At 64.9% G+C, this 19,668-nt stretch carries 16 protein-coding genes; 12 read left to right on the top strand and 4 right to left on the bottom strand.

Going from position 1 to position 19,668, the window contains the following annotated elements; translation table 11 throughout:
- Window positions 1-38: 38 nt before the first annotated feature.
- The 3 genes from HNO79_RS01660 to HNO79_RS01650 are packed head-to-tail and all read left to right on the top strand — an operon-like array spanning window position 39 to window position 2,947.
- Window positions 39-1,016: a tyrosine recombinase XerC gene (locus HNO79_RS01660; RefSeq protein ID WP_214164267.1), complete on the top strand. Its 978-nt coding sequence runs from the start codon at window positions 39-41 to the stop codon at window positions 1,014-1,016.
- Between the two features lie 12 nt (window positions 1,017-1,028).
- The gene (pip, locus tag HNO79_RS01655) at window positions 1,029-1,985 is read left to right on the top strand and encodes a prolyl aminopeptidase (protein ID WP_048855622.1); all 957 of its coding nucleotides are present in this window, start codon (window positions 1,029-1,031) and stop codon (window positions 1,983-1,985) included.
- On the top strand, window positions 1,985-2,947 hold the full coding sequence (locus HNO79_RS01650; protein WP_110507003.1) for a retroviral-like aspartic protease family protein: 963 nt from the start codon (window positions 1,985-1,987) through the stop codon (window positions 2,945-2,947). Before pip ends, HNO79_RS01650 begins: the two co-directional genes overlap by 1 nt.
- 206 nt (window positions 2,948-3,153) lie before the next feature.
- Here the strand turns inward: HNO79_RS01650 and HNO79_RS01645 are convergent, their stop codons facing one another.
- The gene (locus tag HNO79_RS01645; RefSeq protein WP_214164268.1) at window positions 3,154-3,642 is read right to left on the bottom strand and encodes a hypothetical protein; all 489 of its coding nucleotides are present in this window, start codon (window positions 3,640-3,642) and stop codon (window positions 3,154-3,156) included.
- 43 nt (window positions 3,643-3,685) lie between these two features.
- Entirely contained in the window at window positions 3,686-4,024 is a 339-nt protein-coding gene (locus tag HNO79_RS01640; protein ID WP_010515060.1) for a P-II family nitrogen regulator, read from the bottom strand.
- A 204-nt stretch (window positions 4,025-4,228) separates the two neighbouring features.
- Between HNO79_RS01640 and HNO79_RS01635 the strand changes: the two genes are divergently transcribed.
- The 4 genes from HNO79_RS01635 to HNO79_RS01620 all read left to right on the top strand — a co-directional run bounded on the left by HNO79_RS01635 (window position 4,229) and on the right by HNO79_RS01620 (window position 9,128).
- A complete protein-coding gene (locus tag HNO79_RS01635; protein ID WP_214164269.1) occupies window positions 4,229-5,461 on the top strand; it encodes a UbiH/UbiF/VisC/COQ6 family ubiquinone biosynthesis hydroxylase in 1,233 nt (410 codons plus the stop codon).
- Window positions 5,462-5,566: 105 nt separating this feature from the next.
- Complete coding sequence (gene cysE, locus HNO79_RS01630) at window positions 5,567-6,376, top strand: serine O-acetyltransferase (protein ID WP_234448394.1); 810 nt, start codon at window positions 5,567-5,569, stop codon at window positions 6,374-6,376.
- Complete coding sequence (locus tag HNO79_RS01625; RefSeq protein ID WP_214164270.1) at window positions 6,376-7,632, top strand: TIGR03862 family flavoprotein; 1,257 nt, start codon at window positions 6,376-6,378, stop codon at window positions 7,630-7,632. Before cysE ends, HNO79_RS01625 begins: the two co-directional genes overlap by 1 nt.
- A complete protein-coding gene (locus tag HNO79_RS01620) occupies window positions 7,629-9,128 on the top strand; it encodes an ATP-binding protein (protein ID WP_048855619.1) in 1,500 nt (499 codons plus the stop codon). Before HNO79_RS01625 ends, HNO79_RS01620 begins: the two co-directional genes overlap by 4 nt.
- 439 nt (window positions 9,129-9,567) lie before the next feature.
- Here the strand turns inward: HNO79_RS01620 and HNO79_RS01615 are convergent, their stop codons facing one another.
- The gene (locus HNO79_RS01615) at window positions 9,568-12,525 is read right to left on the bottom strand and encodes an Rne/Rng family ribonuclease (protein WP_214164271.1); all 2,958 of its coding nucleotides are present in this window, start codon (window positions 12,523-12,525) and stop codon (window positions 9,568-9,570) included.
- A gap of 661 nt (window positions 12,526-13,186) precedes the next feature.
- Between HNO79_RS01615 and HNO79_RS01610 the strand changes: the two genes are divergently transcribed.
- Together HNO79_RS01610 and HNO79_RS01605 are read left to right on the top strand one after the other, a co-directional pair.
- Complete coding sequence (locus tag HNO79_RS01610) at window positions 13,187-14,146, top strand: N-acetylmuramoyl-L-alanine amidase family protein (RefSeq protein ID WP_214164272.1); 960 nt, start codon at window positions 13,187-13,189, stop codon at window positions 14,144-14,146.
- A gap of 309 nt (window positions 14,147-14,455) precedes the next feature.
- Window positions 14,456-16,030, top strand: a complete 1,575-nt coding sequence (locus tag HNO79_RS01605; protein ID WP_010515052.1) for a 2-isopropylmalate synthase — start codon at window positions 14,456-14,458, stop codon at window positions 16,028-16,030.
- Between the two features lie 92 nt (window positions 16,031-16,122).
- Here HNO79_RS01605 and HNO79_RS01600 read toward each other — a convergent pair whose 3' ends face one another.
- Window positions 16,123-16,689 carry a hypothetical protein gene (locus HNO79_RS01600; RefSeq protein ID WP_214164273.1) on the bottom strand — a complete coding sequence of 189 codons (567 nt, stop codon included), beginning with the start codon at window positions 16,687-16,689 and terminating at the stop codon, window positions 16,123-16,125.
- 303 nt (window positions 16,690-16,992) lie between these two features.
- On the opposite strand from HNO79_RS01600, the gene HNO79_RS01595 reads away from it, so the two are divergent.
- The 3 genes from HNO79_RS01595 to HNO79_RS01585 all read left to right on the top strand — a co-directional run bounded on the left by HNO79_RS01595 (window position 16,993) and on the right by HNO79_RS01585 (window position 19,661).
- Window positions 16,993-18,039 (top strand): rod shape-determining protein, encoded by a 1,047-nt coding sequence (locus HNO79_RS01595; protein WP_010515049.1) that lies wholly within the window; start codon window positions 16,993-16,995, stop codon window positions 18,037-18,039.
- Window positions 18,040-18,183: 144 nt separating this feature from the next.
- Entirely contained in the window at window positions 18,184-19,098 is a 915-nt protein-coding gene (gene mreC, locus HNO79_RS01590; RefSeq protein WP_010515047.1) for a rod shape-determining protein MreC, read from the top strand.
- On the top strand, window positions 19,095-19,661 hold the full coding sequence (locus HNO79_RS01585; protein ID WP_010515045.1) for a hypothetical protein: 567 nt from the start codon (window positions 19,095-19,097) through the stop codon (window positions 19,659-19,661). The genes mreC and HNO79_RS01585 overlap by 4 nt, the downstream gene beginning before the upstream one ends.
- Window positions 19,662-19,668: the final 7 nt, after the last annotated feature.

The raw sequence follows: 19,668 nt of genomic DNA, 5'->3' as shown, positions 1-19,668 counted from the left end.
ATTAAGGCACGCGACAGCACGATGAAAGGGTGCGCGACATGATGGCAACCGGGGCGCGTGACGCCTTCCTGCACTGGATGGAGACCGAACGCAGGGCGTCCGCCCTGACGCTTACGGCCTATCGGGGGGATCTGGACCGGTTCCTTGCGTTCCTGACCATGCATCTGGGGGCGGAGCCGGACATGGGGGCGCTGGCGGGCCTGTCGCTGACCGACCTGCGGGCATGGCTGGCCCATGAACATGCTGCAGCACTGGGTGGACGGCGTCCCACTACGCAGGACCGCGCTGCGCGAACGCGCGCGCGCCGGGTGTCGGCGCTGCGGTCCTTCTATCGCTATCTTGCACGCTATCATGGCGTCGACAATCCGGCGCCGGGGCTGCTGGCCACGCCGCGTACGCGCCGCCCTCTGCCGCGCCCGCTGCCAAAGACGCAGGCGCTGGAAGTGCCCGAAGGGGTGTCGGACATTGCCCATACCCCCATGGCGCGGGTGCGCGACGGGGCGCTGTTCATGCTGCTGTATGGGTGTGGCCTGCGCATTTCCGAAGCTCTGGCGCTGGATGTGCGCGACCTTGATCTGGCACGTATCCTTGGTGATGGCACAAAAGGTGATGGCGTGCTGCGCATACGCGGCAAGGGGGGGAAGGAACGCATGGTGCCGGTGCTGCCACAGGTCATGCAGGCCCTGTCGCGCTGGCGCGGCGCACACCCGCTGCCACAGCCCGATGCGCCGTTATTCGTGGGGGTGCGTGGTGGCCGCCTGCAGGCGGGCATTGCCCAGCGCGCGATGCGGACATGGCGGCACATGGCGGGCCTGCCCGAACATGCAACGCCGCATGCGCTGCGCCATTCCTTTGCCACCCACCTGATGGAAGGCGGCGCGGACCTGCGTGTGATACAGGACCTGCTGGGTCATGCCAGCCTGTCGACCACGCAGCGTTATACGCTGGCGGATGAAGCCCGGCTTATGGATGTGTGGACACGTGCCCACCCCCATGCCACCGATACTGCACGATGAACAGGATTGCCCATGTCCCAGCGGTTCCCCTATCCCCCGATTGCCCCCTACGACCACGGCTGGCTTGATACGGGCGAAGGACATCGCATTTATTGGGAACTGTGTGGCAATCCCGACGGTATTCCCGTTGTCTTCCTGCATGGTGGTCCCGGCGGCGGCTGTTCGGCCTTCCAGCGCCAGATGTTCGACCCCGCGCGGTACCGCATCCTGCTGTTTGACCAGCGTGGCTGCGGGCGCTCGACCCCGCATGCGGCACTGGTCAACAACACGACATGGCACCTTGTCGCGGATATTGAGCGGCTGCGCGTCATGACGGGCGCGGATGCATGGATGGTGTTTGGCGGGTCATGGGGGTCAACGCTGGCGCTGGCCTATGCACAGGCGCATCCCGACCGCGTCAGTGCGCTGGTGCTGCGCGGTATCTTCACCCTGCGCCGGGCGGAACTGCTATGGTATTATCAGGATGGCGCGTCATGGCTGTTTCCCGATCTGTGGGAACAGTTTGTCGCCCCCATTCCCCCCGCCGAACGCGGTGACCTGATGGCCGCCTATCACCGCCAGCTGACCAGTCAGGATGCGGACGTGCAGATGAAGGCCGCCATTGCATGGAGTGTCTGGGAAGGGCGCACCATCACCCTGCTGCCTGCGTCCGATACTGTCATACAGCATGCTGACCCGCGTTACGCGCTGGCGTTTTCGCGTATAGAAAATCATTATTTCGTCAATGCCGGGTGGCTGGACGAAGGCCAGCTGATCCGTGACGTGGACCGGATACGGCATATTCCCGCCGTCATCGTGCAGGGGCGTTATGATGTCACGACCCCCATGCGCACGGCCTGGGACCTGCATCGCGCCTGGCCCGAGGCGAAGCTGCACATTATCGACACGGCGGCCCATGCCATGACCGAACCGGGTATCCTGTCCGCCCTGCTGGAGGCCACGGACACCATGGCCGGGCGACTGGCCTGATGGCCGGGGTCCGCGCATGGCTTGCGGCATGTGGTGCTGCCGCCGTTACGGCCTGCTGGCTGGCGGGCGTGCCCGCCATGGCGGCACAGGGCACGGAGCTGAGGCTGTGCAACCATGAACGCGTGGCGCAGGTGCCGCTGCGTGATGACGGGGGGTACCTGTCCATTGTCATCAGCATTGCCGGGCATGACCTGAGCGCGCTGGTGGATACCGGATCGGATGGCGGGCTGCTGACGCCGGACATGGTGGGCTACCTGCGTCTGCGGCTTGATCCCGACCACGAAACCGTCGTCCATGGCACTGGCGGGATTGCGCAGGCGACACCCAACGCCCTTGTGCCCGACCTGCGGGTGGGTGGGGTCGATTTCGGCGCGCGTTCGGTGCCGGTGGGTGAACTGCCGGGGCAGCCGATGATCCACCCCCCCGTTGCCGGGCTGCTGGGGGGGGATATCCTGTCGCGGTTCGATCTGGACATGGATGTGCCCGGTGGCACGCTGACATTGTGGAACATCCAGCATGGCTCCATGGCCTGTGCCCCGCCACCGGCATGGGACGGGCCATATGAGACCCTGCCGCTGCGCAGGCAGGACAACCGTTTCCTGCTGGAAGTGAAGCTGGATGGCAGGCCGGTCACGGCGCTGCTCGACAGTGGCGCGCGCTCGCGCATTGTCTCGCCGGAGGTGGCGCACCGCGCGGGTGTCAGCCAGTCACAGTTGGACCGCGATCCTGGCGGCGTGACCGCAGGCGTGGACGGGCACAAGGACATCTATCACTGGCACCGTTTCGACAACCTGCAGGTCGGTCATGAGCTGGAGCGCAATGTTACGCTGACCGTGGCCCCCCTGCGCGAACATCTGGAAATGCTGCTGGGGTCGGACTGGTTCGCGTCCCACCGGGTGTGGATATCCTATGCCACGAACCAGGCATTTGTCCGTCCCGCGCCACGGCAGCCGACCAGATAAGGGAATCTCCGGCAACGCCAGAGGTGTCCGGACCCCCCGTTTTTCATAAGGACGGCGTTGCCTGAAGCTTTCCGTAAACGCTTCACCGGGAACATCCCTGCATGATGGCAGGAGGCCGTTCGGGCAGGCTGTTCCGGCAGTTCCGGGAAAATCAGGCCCGGCATGGAATGCCGGGCCCTGCTGGCGTTGGGATGAGCGGAGGAGGATCAGCCCTTCAGCCGGGCGTTGCACACGCTGTAGTACCCGCCGCCACGCTGGATCCAGCGCAGGCCACCATTGGCGTTGGTGGCCTTGTTGGCGTTGTACTGGTCAAGGCAGGTGTGCAGGCGGGCCTTGCCGGCGGCTTCCTTGCTGTATTTGGGGGAAACGGCATCGGGCAGCGTGGCGTTGGTGGACACGGGGGCCGCAGCCGGGGCGGACGCCTTTGGCGCGGCTGGTGCGGCCGGTGCGGCAACGGGGCTGGCGGCGGCAGGGGCTGCGGGTTCTGCGGCCTTGGTTTCGGGGGCGGCCACGTCACCGCACTGGGCGGTCTTGAAATCCTTGTAACTCTGGCCGTTCAGCGTGCCTGCGGTGCGGGCGGTGGTAAATTTCTGGTGGCACGACTTGGAGGTTTCGCGTGCATGCGCGGCACCTGTGGACAGCGCGAGCGCGAGTACAGAAGCAGTTGCGATCCCGAAGCGGAAGGATGTGGTCATGGGGTTGGTCGGTCCTGAAATGACGGTTGTGAAAATATGCGGGTTACAGCGCGCTGTCGCCCGTCTCCCGCGTGCGGATGCGGATGACGCTCTCAAGCGGGGAGATGAAGATCTTGCCATCGCCGATCTTGCCGGTATGGGCGGCTTCCAGAATGGTTTCCACCGCCTGTTCCACCAGGTCGTCGGTCACGGCGACCTCGATCTTGATCTTGGGCAGAAAACTGACGTGGTATTCCGCCCCGCGATAGATTTCGGTCTGGCCTTTCTGGCGGCCAAAACCCTTGACTTCCGATACGGTCAGCCCCTGAATCCCCAGCGGGGTCAGGGCTTCACGCACATCGTCGAGCTTGAAAGGCTTGATGATGGCTGTGACAAGCTTCATCTCACCGCGTCTCCATTCTGCTGTCCGGCCGGGCTGACCGTGTGTGAAAGATAAAGTAACATCCCGTCTATACCCTGATCGGGTGATACATGTCATCCGCCTTCGCACATCCGATATGGTAAGCGCGCTTGTGCCTCCCCCGTGGGGGGGAGTAAATCCGACGGGCTTGCCGCACCTGCCCGCAGGGCCAGAACAGGAAACGAAATGACCGCGAACATGTCCTCCACCACCACGTCCGGACCCCTTGAGGTCGATGTCTGCATCGTGGGGGCGGGACCGGTGGGTGCAACGCTGGCCTGCCGCCTTGCCACAGATGGCATGAAGGTCGCGATCATTGACCGCGCGGCCCTGCCGCCCATGGAGCACCCGGCCTTTGACGGGCGCGCCTATGCCATTGCCGCAGGCTCGCGCCGCCTGCTGGAAGATGCGGGCGTGTGGCAGCGCCTGCCCATGGATTCGTGTGATATCCGCGAAATCCGCGTGACTGACGGCAGGCCGGGGCGTCCGCCGTCGCGCCTGTTCCTTGAATTCGGGCGTGAAGACGCCGACCAGCCCTTCGGTGCCATGATCGAGGCGCGTGCCCTGCGCGTGGCGCTGAATGCGTCGCTGCACGCGACGCCTGGCCTGCATGTTTTTGCCCCCGATGAAGGCGTGGTGACCCGGAACCCCGATGGCGCAGTCATCCGCACCACCAGCGGGCGCGTTATCCATGCGCGGCTGGTTGTCGCGGCTGAAGGGCGACGCAGCCCGCTGCGTGATCAGGCGCGCATTACCGTCACGCGCCTGCCTTACAATCAGTGCGGCATCGTCTGCGCCGTGGCCCATGAACGCCCGCATGAAGGCCGCGCGCTGGAGCATTTCCTGCCCGCCGGTCCTTTCGCGCAGCTGCCCATGGCGGGAACGGCCGAACACCCCAACCTGTCCGCCCTGGTCTGGACCGAAAGCGAGAAGGTGGCCCACCGTCTGGCCGAACTGTCGCATGACGCCTTCGCGCATGAAATCCGCCGCCGCATGGGCGATGACTGGCTGGGTGCGGTCAACCCGGTGGGGCGGCGGTGGGTCTATCCGCTTTCGGCGCAGTACGCGCAGCGTTATATTGATACGCGCCTTGCCCTGGTGGGGGACGCGGCGCACGGCATTCACCCCATTGCGGGGCAGGGGCTGAACCTTGGTTTCCGTGACGTCATTGCCATGACCGACATCCTGCGTGGCGTGCATGCCGGTGGCGGGGACGTTGGTGCGGCGGATGTGCTGCGCAGGTATCAGGCCCGCTGCCGGCCCGCCAACATGCTCATGCTGGTGGCGACCGATGCGCTGGAACGCCTGTTTGGCAATGACAACCCGGTCCTGCGGCTGGCGCGCGACGTGGGGCTTGCGACTGTCAACCGCATCACCCCGCTGCGCCGCAGCTTTGCCCGGCACGCCATGGGCCTGTAAAACGGGGACCGCGACGAATAACTGGGCCTCAGGGCCGGAACGGATGGCTTAATGTCTGAAAAGCAGCCTGCTGGCATTCCCATGGATACACGCACGCGTCCCGTCATGCCGCCAACGCTGGGGCATGTGGACCCGACCGCGCTGTGGCAGGAAATCGTGAACGGCGCGTGTGGGTGCAATGATCCGCTGGTCAAGGGACTGCTGGCCACCGGCATCCGCAACCATGCATCCTTCCGCTGTGCGCTGGCCGCCCTGATCGGACGCAAGCTGGGGGACCGTTCGGTGGCGGATGACGCGCTGGCCGAACTGGTGAGCGAGGTATTCGACGCTGATCCCGATATCGTCAGTGCGGCGGCGGCCGATCTGGTCGCCATCCGTGAACGTGACCCGGCCACGGCCAATTACGTGACGCCCTTCCTGTTCTTCAAGGGGTATCACGCGGTGCAGAGCTATCGCGTGGCGCACTGGCTGTGGCACAACAACCGCAGCTATCTGGCGCTGCATCTGCAAAGCCGGTGTTCCGAGCTGTTTGCCGTCGATATCCATCCCGCGGCAAAGCTGGGGCGGCGTATCCTGCTGGATCATGGCACGGGCATCGTGATCGGGGAAACCTCAGTGCTGGAGGACGACGTCTCCCTGCTGCAGGGCGTAACCCTTGGCGGTACGGGCAAGAATGTGGGCGACCGTCACCCCAAGGTACGCCGTGGCGTGCTGATCGGGGCGGGGGCCAAGATCCTGGGTAATATCGAAATTGGGGAAGGTGCGAAGGTGGGTGCCGGCTCCATCGTGCTGGAATCCGTGCCGCCCTATACCACCGTGGTGGGCAATCCCGCCCGGATCGTCGGCACGCGGCATTCCAGCCTGCCGGCCTTCACCATGGACCAGATGCTGCCGCCGATCGATTATATCATCTGATGACCGAATTCGTTTTCAGGCCGCATGTCGCGGTGATCGGCGGTGGCCCCGCCGGGCTTGCCGCAGCCGAAGTCCTGTCCGCCCATGGTTGTGGTGTCAGTGTGGTAGAGCAGATGCCCACTATGGGGCGCAAGCTGCTCATGGCCGGGCGGGGCGGGCTTAACCTGACCCATTCCGAACCGGCCGATGCCTTTGCCGCGCGCTATGGCGCCGCGCGTCCGATGATGGAGCGCGCCCTGCAGGCCTTTACCCCGCAGGACATGGTAAAATGGGCCGGGGAACTGGGACAGCCCTGCTTTACCGGCAGCAGCGGGCGCATTTTTCCCCGCGCCATGAAGGCGTCACCGCTGCTGCGGGCATGGCTGGCGCGGCTCGCGGCGCGTGGCGTGCGCCTGCTGACGCGCCACCGCTGGGAGGGGTGGGACGCGGATGGCAGGCTGCGGGTATCGGGTCCCGGTGGTCCGGTCTGCTGGCGCGTCAACGCAACGGTGCTGGCGTTGGGTGGGGCAAGCTGGGCGCGCCTTGGGTCGGATGGTGCATGGCGGGAGCGCCTGCTGGGCCTCAATGTCGATGTTTCTCCATTCGCGCCGGCCAATTGTGGTTTCGTGACCGGGTGGCGTGACGCGTTCACCAGCCGCTTTGCGGGCACGCCGCTGCGGGGCATCGCGCTGACGCTGGATAAGGGGGATACGGTCCGTGGTGAGGCCGTGGTCACCGGCATGGGTATTGAAGGTGGCGCGGTCTATGCCCTGTCGGCTGCGATTCGTGACCGGATTGCACGCAATGGGCAGGCGCTGGTCCATATCGACCTGCGACCCGCGCTGGATGTGGCGGAAATCGCCACCCGGATTGCCCGCGTGCGCTCACGTGAAAGCCTGTCCAACACATTGCGCAAGGCGTTGCGGCTGCCGCCCGTGGCTGTCGCCCTGCTGCGCGAAGGGGAAGGCGGACCGCCAGCGCGTGATCCCGCAGCCCTCGCCCGTCTGGTCAAGGCGGTTCCGGTGATGCTGCGCGCGCCTGCGCCATTGGACCGTGCCATTTCGGTGGCGGGGGGAATCGCGTGGCCCGGGCTGGATGAACATTTCATGCTGCGCGCGCTGCCCGGTGTTTTCGCCGCCGGTGAAATGCTGGACTGGGAAGCCCCGACCGGCGGTTACCTGCTGCAGGGCTGCATCGCGACCGGCCGCATGGCGGGGCAGGGTGCATGGGAGTGGTTGCGTGACTCGCAGCGCGGGCGGTATCCGTCAGCGCCATGAGTGTTGCGATCACGATAGGTGAACGGCGCGGGGCCACGGCAACCGATGCCCCCGTGACGATGGATCTGGCGGAACTGCTGTCCACCCGCCTGCTGGTGCAGGGTAATTCCGGGTCAGGCAAGTCGCACCTGCTGCGCCGCCTTCTGGAACAGTCGGCGCGCATGGTGCAGCAGGCGATCATCGACCCCGAGGGCGATTTCGTCAGCATAGCTGAACGCTTCGGCCATCTGGTCATTGACGCTGCTGAACATACCGAAGCGGCGCTGCAGGCGGCGGGCGAGCGGATGCGCATGCACCGGGCATCCGTCGTACTGAACCTTGAGGGCGTAGATGCGGATGTGCAGATGCGCCGCGCTGCCGCTTTCCTTGGCGGCATGTTCGAGGTGCCGCGGGATTACTGGTACCCCGTGCTGGTCGTGGTGGATGAAGCCCAGCTTTTTGCGCCTGCGGCGGCGGGTGAGGTGTCGGATGAAGCGCGCCGTGCCTCGCTCGGCGCCATGACCAACCTCATGTGCCGTGGGCGCAAGCGCGGGCTGGCCGGGGTGATCGCGACCCAGCGCCTGGCCAAGCTGGCGAAAAACGTCGCGGCTGAAGCCTCGAACTTCCTCATGGGACGCACTTTCCTTGACATCGACATGATGCGGGCCGCCGACCTGCTGGGGATGGAGCGGCGGCAGGCGGAAAGTTTCCGCGACCTTGAACGTGGTTATTTTGTCGCCCTTGGCCCTGCCATATGCCGCAGGCCGCTGGCGGTGAAAATCGGCCCGGTGGAAACCGAAAGCCGCTCGGCTGGTCCCACGCTCATGCCGTTCGAGCCGGTGCCTGCGGGCGAAGAAATTCGCGAACTGATCCTGACCCCCGTGCCTGAACGCGAGGTCCCGGCCCGTCCACCGCGCAGTTTCAGCCCGCCCCCCGATATTCTGGCCCAGCTTGCTGCCCACGCCGAAACCGCAACCGTGGAGGCGGCGGAAGACGAACCGGCCACCCCACCTGTGGATGCGGCAGCCCAGCGGCTGCGCTTTATCGAGATTCTGAGCGATATCCTGCGTGACGAGGATGCGGGCTTTCGTCCCGTGCATGTGCTGTATCAGGATTTCCTTGTCCGCTGCCGGATCGAGGGCATGGGGCGTGACGCGCTGGACATGCCGCGCTTTCGCCGCCTGCTGGCGGTGGCCAAGGCGGGCGTGGATGCGCAGACGGCGGAAAGCGGGCAGTGGCGGCAGGCCGAACAGATGGCTGGCGTGCTGCCCGATGACGTGCAGGGTATCTTCCTGCTGATTGCCCGTGCCGCCCTGCATGGCGAACCCTGTCCGTCTGACAGCCTGATCGCCCGTACCTACGGCACCCATTCGCTGGGACGCGCCCGGCGGCAACTGGCGTATCTGGAGGAGCAGAACATGATTGTTTTGCGCAATGACGGGCTGGGCCGGCGCAGTGCCGCCATTATCGGTCCCGGCTGGGAAACCGCCCCGGCCATGCCGGACGGGAACGGGTAGGACGTTTTTCAAAACATCTGATTCAACAGAAAGGCTTTTGGTGAAGCTTGGTTCAAAAAGCTTCAGGAAGCCTCACTGTTTTGAAATTGGATGACACACGAAAACCATTTCCTATCAATGAGCTGATTTCAGATATGCCCCGGTAGCATGGAATGGGACGAGACCACCCGCATGGCAGAATCCGCCATTGGCGAAAGAATGGTCCCGCTATTCTGTCAGTCGATTATTCACATGTAGGCTCGCTCGGACAATCCGTGCCTGTGACGTCAACGGTCATGGTGGAAGGTGATATAGGGATGCGGGCAGGATGGATTTCGGGCAATGCCATCGTCATTCACGACATGAGGCTATCCGGTTTTCCCGTAAGAACGTCTGGATAATAAAAAACCCTGCCTTCGCGTGAAGGCAGGGTTTTCTGTTGTTGGCGAAGCAGATGGCCTCAGCGCTTCCACCATCCCGTGCGACGGTGGGTGGTCGGGGTCGCATCCACGTCGACCGGCGTAATGGCCGTGTCCACCGGGGTGTCGGTGGCTTCCGCCGCCTCATCAGCCTTTTTGCGACGACGGCGGGTTGCCGTCGTGGTCGTGGCCGTCTTGCGGGTTGTGGTCCGCTTTTTCGGGGCGGGCTTTTCAGCCTTTTCCGCTTTGGCGTCCGCCGTTTTGGCCTCGGCCTCGACCGGGGTCGCATCGGCTGCTGCATCCGCTACGGGTTCAGCCTTCTTGCGGCGCGTGACACGACGGCGCTTGGGGGCTTCTTCCGTGGCGGGTGCGGCGGCTTCGGTCGTGGCGGGTGTTTCCACCACCGGTTCCTCGGCCTTGTCCGCCGTCTTTGCCGCCGTGCGGGTGGTGCGGCGGCGTGTGGTGGCCGTCGTGCCCGTGCTGCGGCTGGCCGCACGCTTGCGCGCAGGCCTGGCGGGGGCGGCTTCCTCAGCTGCCGGTTCGTCCACCGGTTTTGCCTTGGTTTCCTCTGCCGGTTCCTCGGTTACCGGTTCAGCAGCCTTGCGGCGGCTGGTCGTGCGGCGCGTGGTGGTCGTGCTGGCACGGCGGCGGCGCTTGGGCGCTTCTTCCGCAGCCGGTTCCGCAGGTGCGGGAGCAGCTTCGGGTTCGGCGGCTTCCGCTTCCACGGCCGGGACGGCAGGTTCGGCAACCGGGGCGGCCGTGGCCTCGGCGTCCTGTGTCACGGGGGCGGCCCCGTTTTCGACCGGGGTGGTACGACGGCGCGTGCGGCGACGCGTGCGGCGCGGCTTGGTGGTTTCTTCCTCGGCAACGGGGGGCGTGGCGGCTTCCTCCACTTCGACCACGACCGGATCGGCTTCGACAACCACTTCGCTCGGTGCGGTTGTCTGTTCGATCACGTCAAAGATGTCGATGATCGCATCGCCGTACGGATCGGCCGGGGTGGGGCCACGATAGACTTCGCGCGGCGCGGGTTCCGGTGCGGGCGTCGGCGCGACCGGAGCCGGTGCCTGTTCCGTAGCCGTATCCTCGGCTGCCTGCGTCTGTCCGGCCTGTGCTGCGGCACCACCACGACGGCGACGGCGACGGCGGCGACGGCGGTGGTCGGTACCCGATGCGATATCCTCATCCTCATCCGTCGTGGCGACGGCGTCTGGCGTGGCATCGGCTGCGGGCGGCTCGGCCTGGATCTGGATTTCACGCACATGGCTGCTTTCGGCCGGGGCGTGTTCGATCACCGGTGCGTCAAAGCGGGCCGTCTGCTGGCGTACGCGCTCGATCTTGCATTCCTGCGGCTGCAGGGCGGCATCGGGGGCGAAGGAAACCTGCATCTTGTGGCGGGTTTCGATTTCTGACAGCCAGTTGCGCTTGTGGTTGAGGATGTAGAAAGCGATTTCCGGCGCGACGCCAACGGAGATTTCCGCCGCCTTGCGCTGCATGCCCTCTTCCTCGATCGCGCGCAGCACGTGCAGTGCCGAGCTTTCGATCCCGCGCACGATGCCGGTGCCCTGACAGTGCGGGCAGGGCATGAAGGCGGATTCGGCAATGGAGGGACGCAGGCGCTGGCGCGACATTTCCAGCAGGCCGAAATGCGAGATCTGGCCAACCTGGATGCGCGCGCGGTCGGTGCGCAGGGCGTCCTTCAGCTTCCGCTCGACCATGCCGTTGTGCTTGCGGCTTTCCATGTCGATGAAGTCGATGACGATCAGCCCGGCCAGATCGCGCAGGCGCAGCTGGCGGGCGACTTCCTCGGCGGCTTCGAGGTTGGTGCGCAGTGCCGTTTCCTCGATATTGCGCTCCCGCGTGGCGCGGCCCGAGTTCACGTCGATCGCGACCAGCGCCTCGGTCTGGTTGATGACCAGATAGCCACCCGATTTCAGCTGCACGGACGGCGAGAGCATGGAATCCAGCAGCCCCTCCACCTTGTAGTGGGAGAACAGGGTCTGTTCATGGTCCTGCCACAGCTTCACCTTCTGCGCGTTCTGCGGCATGAGCATGCGCATGAATTCACGCGCGGATTTCCAGCCCGGCTCGCCATCGATCAGGATCTCGCTGACTTCGCGGGTGTAGATGTCGCGGATGGCGCGCTTGATCAGGCTGGCTTCTTCATAGATCAGCGCAGGTGCGACCGATTCCAGCGTATGCTGGCGGATGTCGTCCCACAGGCGCAGCAGGTATTCGCAGTCGCGCATGATTTCGGCGCGCGGGCGCTGGGCGCCGGCGGTGCGCACGATCATGGCCATGCCGCGCGGGATCTGCAGTTCGGTAATGATGTCACGCAGGCGACGGCGGTCGGCCACCGACGTGATCTTGCGCGAAACGCCCCCGCCACGCAGCGAGTTGGGCATCAGCACGCAGTAGCGGCCCGCCAGCGAGACGTATGTGGTCAGCGCCGCACCCTTGTTGCCGCGTTCTTCCTTGACCACCTGCACCAGCAGGATCTGGCGGCGGCGGATGACTTCCTGAATCTTATAGTTGCGCAGGAAGCGCGCGATGCGGCGCTGGGCCTGCGCTTCGTCGCCGGTATCGTTTTCGCCGCCTACGGTTTCGGGTTCGTCGCCGTCCTGATCAACCGGGGCGTCGGCCTCGTCCTCGGCGCGGGGGGCGTCGTCTTCCTCGTCATCGCGGGCGCGGCGTTCTTCTTCCGCGCGGCGTTCCTCTTCCTGCAGCGCCAGCAGCTTTTCGCGGTCGGCTACGGGGATCTGGTAATAGTCAGGGTGGATTTCACTGAAGGCAAGGAACCCGTGGCGGTTGCCGCCATAATCCACGAACGCAGCCTGAAGGCTGGGTTCCACGCGGATAACCTTGGCCAGATAGATGTTGCCCTTCAGCTGCTTTTTTGAAGCGGCTTCAACATCGTAATCTTCCAGGTGGTTACCATCCATCACGACCACGCGGGTTTCTTCCGCGTGGGTCGTGTCGATCAGCATGCGTTTGCTCATAAATAGGCGCACTCCGGTATGTCACGTTCCGGCATCCGGGCTGCGCGCGTCTTTTGTGGCGGCAGGGGGACGTAAGGGGAACGGACAGAAACATGAAAAAACGGGCGACCGGACCCGGACGGAACACCACCGCGCGGCGCGCGGGCGGACAGGCCATGGCTGACATGCGGATGCGGCGCCGTGGCGCCGCCCGCGTTCGGGCATGGGGTCATCGCATGTGCGGCAAAAACCCGCGTGGTGTTCAATCCATCCTCGGTCATGGCTGGGGAGGGCGCGGCCCGGCCTTATTGCCGGGGCGGGACCTTCCGTATCGACGGGTATGCCATCCGGTTTCCTGTCGATGGGGAACACCGGCGCGGCAGCGTCAGGTCGTGCGCGGCATGTGCCCCCACGCCGTGGCGTGGCCGGAAAAAAGCCGGTAAGCGTATGCCGCGCATGCATGATGCATGCCGGATGGAGAAAATCATGCCTTCTGGCATCCTGCCGTTTCGGACATGCCAGCAAGGCAGCCGGACTTGGCGTGGTCCATCACGGCTGGGAAGCATGGCGCAATGAATCCATTCCTGCAAGGGGGGCGTGCGTTTATCCCGCTGACGCCCGGCCCGTACGGTGATAAGGGAAGCGGACGGACCCATAACTGTTTTTGACCGGAACAAGATGCATGCCGACAGGCCGGCCGGATGGAAATGATGCCCACCCCCGCGCGCCATGGGGCGATGACGGGCATACGCGCGTGCCTGACTTGACGCGGCGCATGCTGGTGGGAGGGCTGACGGGGCTGGTGCCGTCCGCAGCACTGGCGCGGGTGACGGCGCATGCGCCCGTTCATGCCCATGTGCCCGCCGCAGCCGCCCGTCATGTCGCCCATCCGGCCCATGCGCCGCTGCACGCCCCCGCCATTGTGGGCCGCGCCGCGCCGCCAAAACCGCTGGTCATGCTGGATCCCGGCCATGGCGGCAAGGACCCCGGCGCGATCGGTATTTCCGGCACATATGAAAAGCATGTGGCGGAAGCCGCGGCCAGCGAACTGCAGCGCCAGCTTGAAGCCAGCGGGCGGTACCGCGTCGCGATGACGCGCGCGGATGACCGTTTCATCCCGCTGGAGGGACGGGTGGACATCGCCCACAGCCACAGGGCGTCGCTGTTCATATCCATGCATGCTGATGCCCTGACCAACCGCGCGGTGCGTGGGGCCAGTGTCTATACCCTGTCATCAAAGGCGTCGGACCGGCAGACGGCCATGCTGGCGCAGACGGAAAACAGCGCCGACCGCTATGGCGGCCCGCAGGTACATGCGGATTCGCCCGAAGTGCAGGAAATCCTCGCCAGCCTCGTGACCGAGGAAACCCGTCACGGTGCCGCCCACATGGCCAGCAGCATTGTCACCGCCTTCCGCCCGCGTATCGGGCTGTTGCAGCATCCTTCGCGCCATGCCTCGTTCGTGGTGCTGAAATCGGCCGATATCCCCTCGGTCCTGGTGGAGATGGGGTTCATGTCCAACCACATGGACGAAGCCGCCCTGCGCCAGGCCGCCCACCGCATGGTGGTGGCCGGCGCCATGGTGCAGGCGATCGACCGCTATTTCGCAACCGATAGCATGGTGACGCATGCCACGGGCTGACGCGGCGCGTGATGGGGAAAGCGGGCGCTTTTACGGTTGCAATCGGGGTTCGGGCCTGTATTGTGCGCGCCATGGTAGCGATAGCGCACATTGCTGGGGCTGGAACGGGCGCACACGCGCACCTGTCCGCGCGCGCATGTGCTGGTGCCGGGCTTCTTCGTCTTCGACTTATCCGCCCCTGAGCGATCAGGGCCGGCTGCGTGCCGGCGCGCCCAGGGGATCTGATCTCGCCGGTTCACGCCGGCCTGCGAACACGAATGACAGGGGCACGCAACCGTGCCGCCTCCCGTCCCACAAGAAGGTATTACCATGAGCATCGACCATCCTTCCTTTGGCCGTATCGACCCCAATCGCGTCATCATCTTCGACACGACCCTGCGTGACGGGGAGCAGTCACCCGGTTTTTCCATGAACCTCACGGAAAAGCTGCGCATGGCCGAAGCGCTGGAGGAACTGGGCGTGGACGTGATGGAAGCGGGCTTTCCCGTCGCGTCGAAGGGGGATTTCGACAGCGTCTACCAGATCGCGCAGAAGGTGAAGGACACTGTCGTATGCGCGCTGGCGCGCAGCGGCGGCAGGAACGACATCGCCAGCGCGGGCGAGGCGATCCGGCCGGCGAAGCGCGGGCGTATCCACAACTTCATCTCCACATCGCCGCTGCACATGAAGTACAAGCTGCGCATGGAGCCCGAAACGGTTCTGGAGGTGATCGAGGCCGGCAACCGCGCCGCCCGTCAGTTCACCGATGACGTGGAGTGGTCGGCCGAAGATGGATCGCGCACCGATCCCGATTTCCTGTGCCGCTGTGTGGAAACCGCCATCCGCGCGGGTGCGACCACCATCAACATTCCCGACACCGTGGGCTATTCCACGCCCGAGGACATGGCCCGCATCTTTGCCGACCTGCGCGCCCGCGTACCGGGCGCGGACGGGGTGATCTTCTCCACCCACAACCACAACGACCTGGGGCTGGGTGTTGCCAACACGGTCGCCGCGCTGAAGGCCGGGGCACGGCAGGTGGAATGCACCATCAACGGCATTGGCGAGCGCGCGGGCAACGCGGCGCTGGAGGAAATCATCATGGTGCTGCGCACGCGCCATGACGTGCTGCCGTTCACTACCGGCATCCATACCGAGCGCCTGCTGCGTACCTCGCGCATGCTGGCCACCATCACCGGCTTTGACGTGCAGCCCAACAAGGCCATCGTGGGCCGCAACGCGTTTGCGCATGAAAGCGGCATCCATCAGGATGGCATCCTGAAAAACGCCGCAACGTATGAGATCATGACGCCCGAAAGCGTGGGCTGGACCCGGTCGTCGCTGGTGCTGGGCAAGCATTCGGGGCGCGCGGCCTTCCGCGACAAGCTGAAGGCGATGGGCTACGACAATCTGGAAGAAGCGCAGTTCAACGAGGCTTTCAGCCGCTTCAAGGATCTGGCAGACCGCAAGAAAGTCATCTACGACGAAGATCTGGTGGCGCTGGTCGATGATGAGGTGCGTGATCACGCCCGCATCCGCTTTGTCTCGCTGGACGTGACCGCCGGATCCCGCCGTCCCGCCACGGCCGATCTGGTGCTGGAAGTCGATGGTGAGCGCAAGGAAGGCCATGCGGAAGGGCAGGGACCGGTTGACGCCGCGTTCAACGCGATCCGCGCCATTGTCGCCCATGACGCCACCCTGCAGCTGTATTCCGTTGGCGCCGTGACCGAAGGCAGCGACGCGCAGGCCCGCACCTCGGTCCGTCTGGAAGAGGGCGGCAAGCTGGTGGACGGGCAGGGGGCGGATGCCGATACGCTGGTTTCAGCCGTGCGCGCCTATGTCCATGCGCTGAACAAGCTGCTGGTCAAGCGTGATCGTGCGGAACCTGCAGCGCTGGATGCCTGACCGCCGCCTGCCGGGCCGCTTCTGGTAAAACACCCCGCCACGGGACAGTCCGTGGCGGGGTGTTCTGTTGTACGGGGCCTGCTTCGCGCGGGTCAGTAGCCGTCATATCCTGCGGGATACGCGCCTTCCTGCGGATAGGCGCCCTGCTGGGGATAGCCTTCCTGCCCGTATCCGGTGGACTGGCCGTAATACCCCCCCTGCTGCTGTCCGTAATAGCCGCCCTGCTGCCCGTAATAACCACCCTGCTGGGGATAGCTGGGCTGGGCATAGCCATAGCCGCCGCCCTGTTGCTGGGCGGGATAGGCTGCGCGCGGCGCGCCTGCGGCCTGCGGGCAGGACTGGGGGGGATAGCCCGGCGGCAGCACGCGCCCGTCGGGGCATATGGTGGACGGGGCTTCCGTGCGGGGGCGGCGCGGGGGTGTTGTCGCGGCCCCGATCGCAGCCCCGCCGGCGCCACCGGCCAGCGCGCCGATGGCCGCCCCGCGCCCGCCACCGGCCAGGCCGCCGATCAGCGCACCGCCGCCTGCGCCCAGCAGGCCGCCGCCAATGGCGCGCTGGCCGGGATCGCGGGTGTCCTCGCACGCGCCAAGGCCAAGGCACAGCCCCGCGGCAAGGAGTGCCGTCGGGCGGATGGTCATGCGGGGAAATGTAATCTTCATGTACGTTTTTCCGGTATCGCGGACATGGATGGCACAATGACATCCCTGCCGCCTGAGGCTTCAAAATGGTATGGCCCATGTGGTTTGGCCATGACGAAAGCGGGGCATTTTGTAACAATCGCCCAAAGTGTGAAGATTTTAACAAATTAAAATTGTCTGGCCTCTTGCCCCTCCCTGTCTGCGCCGGTAATCCCTCAACCTGATCCAGACGGTTTTCGACGTTACGCAGGTATGCCGTGAGGGCATGCATTGCCGGTCGGGATGTGGGACGGTCCTGTCTGGTGTTGTTGTCGGGAGTTCTGGATGTTTGCTCGTGTACTGGGTCTGCTTTCCGCTGACATGGCGATCGACCTCGGCACGGCGAATACGCTGGTTTACGTCAAGGGGCGGGGTATCGTCCTGAATGAACCGTCGGTCGTCGCGCTGGCAGAGGTACGGGGCAAGAAACAGGTTCTTGCAGTCGGTGAGGAAGCCAAGCAGATGGTTGGCCGTACCCCCGGCAATATCACGGCCATCCGCCCGCTGCGTGATGGCGTGATTGCGGATTTTGAAGTTGCGGAAGAAATGATCAAGCATTTCATCCGCAAGGTGCATAACCGCCGCATGTTCGCTAGCCCGCTCATCATCGTGTGCGTGCCCTCCGGCTCGACCGCGGTGGAACGCCGCGCAATTCAGGAAAGTGCTGAAAGCGCAGGCGCGCGCAAGGTGTTCCTGATCGAGGAACCCATGGCCGCTGCCATCGGCGCGGGCCTGCCCGTAACCGAACCATCGGGCAGCATGATCGTCGATATCGGTGGTGGCACGACGGAAGTGGCCGTGATCTCGCTTGGCGGTATCGTGTACGCCCGTTCCGTGCGGGTGGGTGGCGACAAGATGGATGAGGCGATCATCTCCTACATCCGTCGCAACCATAACCTGCTGATCGGTGAAAGCTCGGCCGAACAGATCAAGATCCACCTCGGCTCCGCCATGCCGCCTGATGACCCGGATGATCCGGGTCCGTGGCGCGAGGTCAAGGGGCGCGACCTGATCAATGGCGTCCCGCGTGAAGTCGTGGTGTCTCAGGCGCAGATTGCCGACAGCCTGGCCGAACCGGTCAGCCAGATTCTTGACGCGGTGACCACGGCGCTTGAAAATACGCCACCGGAACTGGCGGCCGATATCGTGGACAAGGGCATTGTCCTGACGGGTGGCGGTGCGCTGCTTTACCGTCTGGATGAAGTGCTGCGGCGTGAAACCGGCCTGCCGGTTACGGTGGGTGAGGACGCGCTGTCCTGCGTGGCGATGGGCACGGGGCGCGCGCTGGAGGAAATGAAGCGTCTGCGCAATGTACTGACAAGTATGTACTGACGAACGGGACAAGTGCGCTGCCTGCTGCGGATGGAGGGCAGCGTGCTGATGGGGGAGACGCAGGACGATGCAGGTCCGGCGATCAGGCAGTATTGGACGACCCGGCAGGCGTGACGTAACCGTTGCGCGTGGAAAGGTGGGCTGATGCCTGTTTCCATCCAGTTCCGTCAGGCGCTTGGCAAGCTGGTCCTGCCTGCGTTGATCCTTGTGGCCTGCGGGGTGATCCTGCTGGGCAAGGCAGATCGACCGCTTATTGAAAAACTGCGCATGCAGACGGCGGACCTGCTGGCCCCGGCCTACGGGCTGGTGGCGTGGCCGCAGGCGAAGCTGCGCTGGCTGTCGGGCAACCTGCAGGACATCCGCAACCTTGAAGCCGAGAATATCCGCCTGCGCGCCGAAAACGTGTCGCTGCGCCACTGGTATGACGTGGCGGCGGCGCTGGCAGATGAAAATGCCGCGCTGAAATCAAACCTGCACTGGATTCCTGATAACGCGCCTGCCTTTGTCACCGGGCGCGTGGTGCGTGATACCAGCGGGCTGTACGCGCGCGCCGTGCTGCTGGCGATCAATCCTGACACGGCAGTCCGCAAGGGCGGGATCGCGCTGGATGGATCGGGGCTGGTGGGCCGGGTTACCGAAGTGGGCAAGCGGTCGGTGCGGGTACTGCTGATTACCGATTCGTCCAGTCGCCTGCCGGTCACGCTGGAATCCAGCCACGCGGCGGCGATCATGGCGGGGGACAATACCGCCCTGCCGCGCATCATCTTCTATCCTCAGGACAATGCCCCGATCGAGGGCGAGCGTGTCGTGACCAACGGGGAAATCGAAAGCCTGCCCGCCGGCCTGCCGGTGGGGCATGTGCATTACCTGCGCCCGGGACAGCCGGTTGTGGTGCCGGCCGCCGCGCTGGACCATGTCGATATCCTGCGGATATTCGATTACGAGGACAGCGTATCCCCGCCGGATGCGCCGGGGCGCGTGCCGCTGCCGTCCGTCGGGCGCACGCTGTCCCTGCCGTCACAGTTCCAGTCTCACCCTGATCAGGGGCTGCATGGATGAAAAACTTCACGCCGCCCCCCATCCGGCCTGGCATCCACCCGCGTTCGGGGCTGGGTTACCTGATCGACAACGGCGTGCGCAGCAGCATACCGTGCCTGTTCGTGTTTTTCGTGACGCTGGTGCTGTCGGCACCGCTGAACCTGCCGGGGCAGGTGGAACTGATGCCGGCCATCATCATGGCCACCATTTTCCTGTGGTCGGTCTTTGTTCCCGCCTTCATGCCGTCGCTTGCGGTGTTCGTGCTGGGAATATGGGCAGATATCCTCAGCTTCGGGCCTGCCGGGGTCATGCTGTTGATGATGCTGATCGTGCACGGGGTCGCGCTGTCGGGACGCTATACGCTGGCACGGGTCAATTTTTTTGTACTCTGGTTTGTGTTTGGCGTGGTGATGGTGGGCGTTACGGCGCTACAATGGGTGCTGTGTTCCGCACTGGCATTGCATATTGTGGAGTTTCTACCCTTTGTTTTCGAGACAGTCCTGGCCATCGGCAGTTTTCCTGTCCTGTATACAGGGTTTGTCTGGACCTACCGTTTTGTCGTCAATAACGCGGATCCTTCCTGAAGCGGAT

The organism is Komagataeibacter oboediens, from assembly GCF_018491655.1.
In the GTDB taxonomy this organism is placed as follows: domain Bacteria; phylum Pseudomonadota; class Alphaproteobacteria; order Acetobacterales; family Acetobacteraceae; genus Komagataeibacter; species Komagataeibacter oboediens.
Note: the sequence above shows the minus strand (reverse complement) of the source record. Positions and strands in the feature narration are given on the sequence as shown.

What these genes read in the sequence shown, in the direction of transcription:
- HNO79_RS01640 (WP_010515060.1), bottom strand. Translation starts at nt 4,024, where the DNA reads ATGAAGCTTGTCACAGCCATCATCAAGCCTTTCAAGCTCGACGATGTG.
- cysE (WP_234448394.1), top strand. Translation starts at nt 5,567, where the DNA reads ATGCCGCCAACGCTGGGGCATGTGGACCCGACCGCGCTGTGGCAGGAA.
- HNO79_RS01645 (WP_214164268.1), bottom strand. Translation starts at nt 3,642, where the DNA reads ATGACCACATCCTTCCGCTTCGGGATCGCAACTGCTTCTGTACTCGCG.
- HNO79_RS01605 (WP_010515052.1), top strand. Translation starts at nt 14,456, where the DNA reads ATGAGCATCGACCATCCTTCCTTTGGCCGTATCGACCCCAATCGCGTC.
- HNO79_RS01595 (WP_010515049.1), top strand. Translation starts at nt 16,993, where the DNA reads ATGTTTGCTCGTGTACTGGGTCTGCTTTCCGCTGACATGGCGATCGAC.
- HNO79_RS01625 (WP_214164270.1), top strand. Translation starts at nt 6,376, where the DNA reads ATGACCGAATTCGTTTTCAGGCCGCATGTCGCGGTGATCGGCGGTGGC.
- HNO79_RS01650 (WP_110507003.1), top strand. Translation starts at nt 1,985, where the DNA reads ATGGCCGGGGTCCGCGCATGGCTTGCGGCATGTGGTGCTGCCGCCGTT.
- HNO79_RS01615 (WP_214164271.1), bottom strand. Translation starts at nt 12,525, where the DNA reads ATGAGCAAACGCATGCTGATCGACACGACCCACGCGGAAGAAACCCGC.
- HNO79_RS01660 (WP_214164267.1), top strand. Translation starts at nt 39, where the DNA reads ATGATGGCAACCGGGGCGCGTGACGCCTTCCTGCACTGGATGGAGACC.
- mreC (WP_010515047.1), top strand. Translation starts at nt 18,184, where the DNA reads ATGCCTGTTTCCATCCAGTTCCGTCAGGCGCTTGGCAAGCTGGTCCTG.
- HNO79_RS01585 (WP_010515045.1), top strand. Translation starts at nt 19,095, where the DNA reads ATGAAAAACTTCACGCCGCCCCCCATCCGGCCTGGCATCCACCCGCGT.
- HNO79_RS01600 (WP_214164273.1), bottom strand. Translation starts at nt 16,689, where the DNA reads ATGAAGATTACATTTCCCCGCATGACCATCCGCCCGACGGCACTCCTT.
- HNO79_RS01610 (WP_214164272.1), top strand. Translation starts at nt 13,187, where the DNA reads ATGCCGACAGGCCGGCCGGATGGAAATGATGCCCACCCCCGCGCGCCA.
- pip (WP_048855622.1), top strand. Translation starts at nt 1,029, where the DNA reads ATGTCCCAGCGGTTCCCCTATCCCCCGATTGCCCCCTACGACCACGGC.
- HNO79_RS01635 (WP_214164269.1), top strand. Translation starts at nt 4,229, where the DNA reads ATGACCGCGAACATGTCCTCCACCACCACGTCCGGACCCCTTGAGGTC.
- HNO79_RS01620 (WP_048855619.1), top strand. Translation starts at nt 7,629, where the DNA reads ATGAGTGTTGCGATCACGATAGGTGAACGGCGCGGGGCCACGGCAACC.